The 5,084-nt window shown below is 66.0% G+C and carries 4 protein-coding genes; 1 reads left to right on the top strand and 3 read right to left on the bottom strand.

Annotation, left to right across the window (positions count from 1 at the left end; translation table 11 throughout):
* Positions 1-217 precede the first annotated feature (217 nt).
* Both ACFWPJ_RS24170 and ACFWPJ_RS24165 read right to left on the bottom strand, forming a co-directional pair.
* Positions 218-508: a tyrosine-type recombinase/integrase gene (locus ACFWPJ_RS24170; RefSeq protein WP_378854673.1), complete on the bottom strand. Its 291-nt coding sequence runs from the start codon at positions 506-508 to the stop codon at positions 218-220.
* Between the two features lie 555 nt (positions 509-1,063).
* Positions 1,064-2,194, bottom strand: coding sequence for a hypothetical protein (locus ACFWPJ_RS24165; protein WP_378854672.1), 1,131 nt, complete (start codon positions 2,192-2,194; stop codon positions 1,064-1,066).
* A gap of 276 nt (positions 2,195-2,470) precedes the next feature.
* Here ACFWPJ_RS24165 and ACFWPJ_RS24160 point away from each other — a divergent pair, with 276 nt between their 5' ends.
* The gene (locus tag ACFWPJ_RS24160) at positions 2,471-2,707 is read left to right on the top strand and encodes a hypothetical protein (protein WP_378854671.1); all 237 of its coding nucleotides are present in this window, start codon (positions 2,471-2,473) and stop codon (positions 2,705-2,707) included.
* A 275-nt stretch (positions 2,708-2,982) separates the two neighbouring features.
* Here ACFWPJ_RS24160 and ACFWPJ_RS24155 read toward each other — a convergent pair.
* The coding region (locus ACFWPJ_RS24155) for an amino acid adenylation domain-containing protein (protein ID WP_378854670.1) at positions 2,983-5,084 on the bottom strand (2,102 nt) is incomplete at its 5' end.

Raw genomic sequence — 5,084 nt, 5'->3', positions numbered from 1 at the left:
GTGAAACCGACACACACCCCCCCCCCGGCCCCACCCCGCCCCCCCACCCCCAACTCCGAGCCAAGGTGACGGCCGTCGTCGCGCTCACGCTACCGACGGCCGATGGTCACCCCGCCACGGTGGACGGGGTGAGGTGACGAGACGCTCGGGGAACATATTCAGGTCGGCGCGGTTGTCTGTGCAGTGCCACCGGCCCGAACCCTGACCCTCGACGGACTTACGGGCGCGACCACCAAGGTGTTACGGCGCACCGACACCGGGCGCCCATTCGCCGCCGCGGTAAGCGTCGACGGCGTGCCGCAGGGTCGCGGTCGGCCTGAAAGCGCTGTAGCCCTTCGTCGGACACGCGCGCGTGTTTGACGAGGCTCCGCACCGAGGTATGCCCCGACAGCTTCATCAGCACCGGTGTCGATGCGCCTTCCTCTGCTGCGTGCGTCAGCCGCGAATGCCGCAGCTGGTGCAGCGTGTACGGGCCGCCGTCGTAGCGTTCGGCGTGAGCCTCGAACAGCTCGGCCGCTCGCCGGTAGGACAGCCGGGCTCGCCCCCGTCGTCGGGTCTACGTCGTTTCTTGCCACCGATGGTCGGGCTCTGCGGTCGGTGAGGAACAGCGGACCGCTCTTGCGGCCGGCCAGCATCCGCGGCAACAACCGTGCGGTGCCGGTCTGCCACGCGATGACCTCCCGCGCACCGCCTTTGCGGGTCACTACCGCGCATAGTTTCCCGGGTCGCCTGGCTCGAACAGGTCATCACGCCAGGACGACTCAGAGGTTAGCGCACATATCCAGACACTATGTGCGGTAGTTCCTTAGCGAGTTCCTTAGCGCCGGATCGGGCGGATTTGCTCCTCGACCCCCATCAAGACCGGGAAGAACGCCGACCCAGGGGTGAGTCGTTCCCGGCGAGCGTGTTCGGCTTCGACACCGTCGAGATCGCTGCAGACGCCCCCGGGTGCGAGGTGTCGGCGTTGAGGTCGCGCTGGTCCTTTTCCCGGGCTCTACGCAGCCGCCATTGCTGCTGCTCGTCGGTGGTTCTTGGTACCGGCGGCGACCCGGCTCCTACCGATTCAGGTCCAGGTCGCGGTCCATGGTTCGACGGGAGCGGCGCCGTCCGGAAAATTGATCCGCGCGGTTGCGGTTCGCTGGGTAGCCGGATCGATGGCGAGGATGTGTTTGCTGCCGGCGATGATCAGGGTCGCCGGATCCTGGCCCGTGCATACGATCCTGGCGGCTGCGCCCTTTGTGTATTTCGGTAGCTGTATGGTGAGATCGCCGCCGTCGTTGAGCCGGTCTGCCTTGGTGTCGAAGGAGAGCAGATGCCGTTCCGATCCTTCGGTCTTGTGGACTACGACGCTGACCTTTTCGCTGCCGTCAGGATGCCGGGTCACCGCGAAGGTCAGCCCGTGCGGATGATCCCGGGTCACCGGTAGCTCCCATCCCGCAGGCAGCGGTAGCCGGGTGATGGTGGGATTCGCCTGCTCGGGCGAGTAGTCGAGACGGCAAATCTCGGTGGCCCGCCTGGGTCCGGTGGCTACAAACACCTGACGTGGGCTGTACGGATTGGCGGCGACGGCCCAGGATGGCCCGAGATCGGTGCGAAGGTCCATGTCCACATCGGAATCCGGTGCGCCGGACTGCTTCCGCGCCATCGTGACGCCCTTTGGCGTGGCGATGTAAAAGTAGGTGGACCGGTCCACCGGGTCGACGGCTACGTCGAAGTCGCGGGCGGTCTCATCGTCGATCCGGATCGAGGCTTGGGGCGTCGGCTTCTTCGGCGGCCGTCCGGCGGGCGGCGCGAAACCGGAGATGAGGTCGTTCTTGCGGTCATGAGTCAGGGTGAACACCTCACCGAGTTCGGGAGTGAACGCCCCCAGACGCGGATTTCGATCCCGCGTGGCCAACACAATCTTTTCCTTGGACAAACTGCCCGTCGTGGGGTCGATTGTGTATTCGATCAGCCGAGAACCCTTAGCTTCGGCACTGAATCGGTAGTACAAGTTGCGCTGCGGGTCCAGAAATCCCGGAGCGTGCGACTTGGCGTCCTTGTTGCTCTGACAGAACACGACCTGCACCGAATTCCCGTCAGATTTTCCCGGGATCAGCGCGTCGACCCCGCGAAGCATGGCGTAACCGCCGGTTCCGCTGACGAAAAGCTGATTGCCAGCCTTGCTGCTGGGTGAAGCGAAGTCTGTAGTCATCGGTCCAGCTCCTCGGATAGGGGGACTTACGGACACGGATTTCGACAACGACTCGTACCGTCCGAACAGATCTACGCCAACAAGGGCGCGGCTCGGACAAGAGGCAACGATCGCCAATACCGGCATGGATGGCACACGTGCACTGTCGATGTTAGAGACCCCGAAGCCGCTGATCAATACGCACGACCATGTCCGAGATGGTGCCTGTTCATCCAGATCAAGGATGACAATGGCGAAGCCGATGACGGTGATGACGTCATCGTCATCGTCAACGACGTGACGCTTCCGCAGGTAGGCGAACAGCTGAACTTCGACGGCAGCCTGTCGGTGACGGTGGTCAAAATCGAGCGCTGGTTCTACCACGACACCGATGAACCGCCGCACCGTACGCTCCACGTCCACTCCGATGCCGAGCCCTCGTGCCGAATGATCGCACTCAAGCTGCGAGACCCGGCCGTCCTCGAAGAATGGGCATCCTCATACCCGATGCTGGACCTGGACCTGGACCACTGAGAAGCTACTTAGTTCGTAAGCCTGTTCCAGCTTGCCGTCGCCATGACCTCTTCTAAGGAGATGGACGCTCGCAGTCCTACGGAAAGACCGGAACCCGAGCCGAGTCGCACCCGATTTGTTGCCCACCGACCGCCAGTCCTCACCGACCAGTGTCCATGACCCGATCAAATCCTCGGTCGACCACTCCTGACGCATGCCCCGGTCAACGCCGCACCCATCCCTGACCAGGGACTACGCCATATCTGTTGTCTTTTCGGCGATTACTACCGGAACCCCTACCGCTGAGCGAACATCTCCCGCAGGGCGTCGGCGATGGTGCGCAGGGCCTGATCGTCGGTCATTCGCCAATGGGTCGCGGCGACGGGGTGATTGTCGACCGCTCCGGTGACAGCTGAGGTCCAGGACGAGGCACCGGCGGTTCCCGTCGGATCGTCCTGGGCCGCAGTGAAATAGGTGATGGTGCCGTCGAACGGGCGGGGCCGGTAGGCGGCGTCGAGGGCGACCGAGTCGATAGCCGCGTCCACGATCCCTTCGATCCGCGCCGCGTCGAGGGACACCTGCGGTGCGGACTGCTCGCACAGCTCCCTGGCGAACTGGCGCAGATCGAGCGAGGCGTCGATGTCCTCATCGGCGGCGCGGTCACCGGCGAACCCGCCGAGCAGATCGGCCGCGGTGACCGTGGTCGCGACGCCGGTCGACGCGACCGTCAGCCTGCTGTCCAGCATGGCCAGTACGGCGACCTGTTCGCCCTCGTCCTGCAGTTGCACCGCCATGGCGTGGGCGATCACGCCGCCGAGGGACCAGCCGAGCAGGTGATACGGCCCCTCGGCCTGGACTTCGCGGATCTGCTTGACGTAGAGCTTGGCCCATTCCTCGATCGAATCCGGCAGTGGCTCCGCCGAACTCAATGCCGGTGACTGCAGACCGTAGAGCGGGCGGTCCGGATCGAGATGGGCGGCGAGCCCGCTGAACGACCACGCGACACCACCGATGGGGTGGACGCAGAACAGCGGTTCGCGCGTTCCGGCGGTGCGCAACGGCAGCAGGACGTCGAATGCCGCGTCGGTGCCGGCGCTGTCGGCACCGTCCGCGCGCAGTGCCGCGACGATGCCCGCGGGTGTCGGCGTGGTGAAGATCGAGGTGACCGGGATCGTCGCGGCGACCGCTTCGCTCAGCTGTGCGGCGAGGCGGGTGGCGGCGAGGGATGTGCCGCCGAGTTCGAAGAAGTGGTCGTCCAGGCCGACGCGCTCCAGGTGCAGGACGTCGGCGAACATATCGCAAACGGTCCGTTCGATCGCGGTCCCGGGTTCGCGGAAGGTGCGGGTGGCGAGTTCGGGCGCGGGCAGGGCGGCGCGGTCGAGCTTGCCGACAGGGGTGAGCGGGACCTGGTCGAGGACCATGATCGTGGCAGGCACCATGTGCGAGGGCAAAGCCTGGGCCGCCCAGTCGACGAGTTCGTCGACAACGATCGCGCGGCCCTGCGCGGCGACCACATAGGACACCAGCACCGTGGCGCCCGCCTGGTTCTCCCGTCCCACAGTGACGGCGAAACCGACATCGTGGTGCGCGGTGAGGATCGCGTCGATCTCCCCGAGTTCGATCCGGAAGCCACGGATCTTCAGCTGGAAGTCGGTGCGCCCGCGGTACTCGAGTTCCCCGTCGGCATTCCACGCCGCCAGGTCACCCGTGCGATACAGGCGTGCGCCCGCACGGAAAGGATTGGCCACGAAGCGTTCTGCGGTGAGGTCGGGTCGGCCGAGGTACCCGGAGGCCAGCTGGGTGCCGGCGAGGTACAGCTCGCCCGGCACACCAGCTGGCACCGGTCGCAGCCGCGAATCGAGCACGTAGACCTGACTGTTCCAGACCGGTTTGCCGATCGGGATGTCGCCGGTGTCCGCGGTGCGCACGCGATGGCTGGTGATCGAGACGGCGGCCTCGGTCGGCCCGTACACGTTGAACAGTGCGGTGCCCGGCGCCGTGGCCTCGAATCGGCGGGCCAGCGACACGGGCAGTGTTTCGCCGATGGCCAGCACGCGGCGCAGCGAGGTCGGCAGCGCCACGGTGAGCAGGGCGTCGAGCATCGAGGGCACGGCGTGCAGGGTGGTCACGTTTTCCTGCCGCATCAGCTCGGCGAGGTAGGCCGGATCCCGGTGGCCCTCGGGCGCGGCGATCACCAGGCGTCCACCGCACACCGCCGTCGACCAGAATTCCCACACCGACAGGTCGAAGGTCGCGGCCGTCTTCAGCAGCACGGCATCGGTCGCGGTGAGCCCGAATTCCTTGGTCTTCCAGCGCAACTGGTTCACGATCGCGCGGTGGGACACCGCCACGCCCTTCGGGCGGCCGGTCGATCCCGAGGTGAAGATGACGTAGGCCG

Source organism: Nocardia sp. NPDC058497, assembly GCF_042720195.1.
In the GTDB taxonomy this organism is placed as follows: Bacteria; Actinomycetota; Actinomycetes; order Mycobacteriales; family Mycobacteriaceae; genus Nocardia.
Note: the sequence above shows the minus strand (reverse complement) of the source record. Positions and strands in the feature narration are given on the sequence as shown.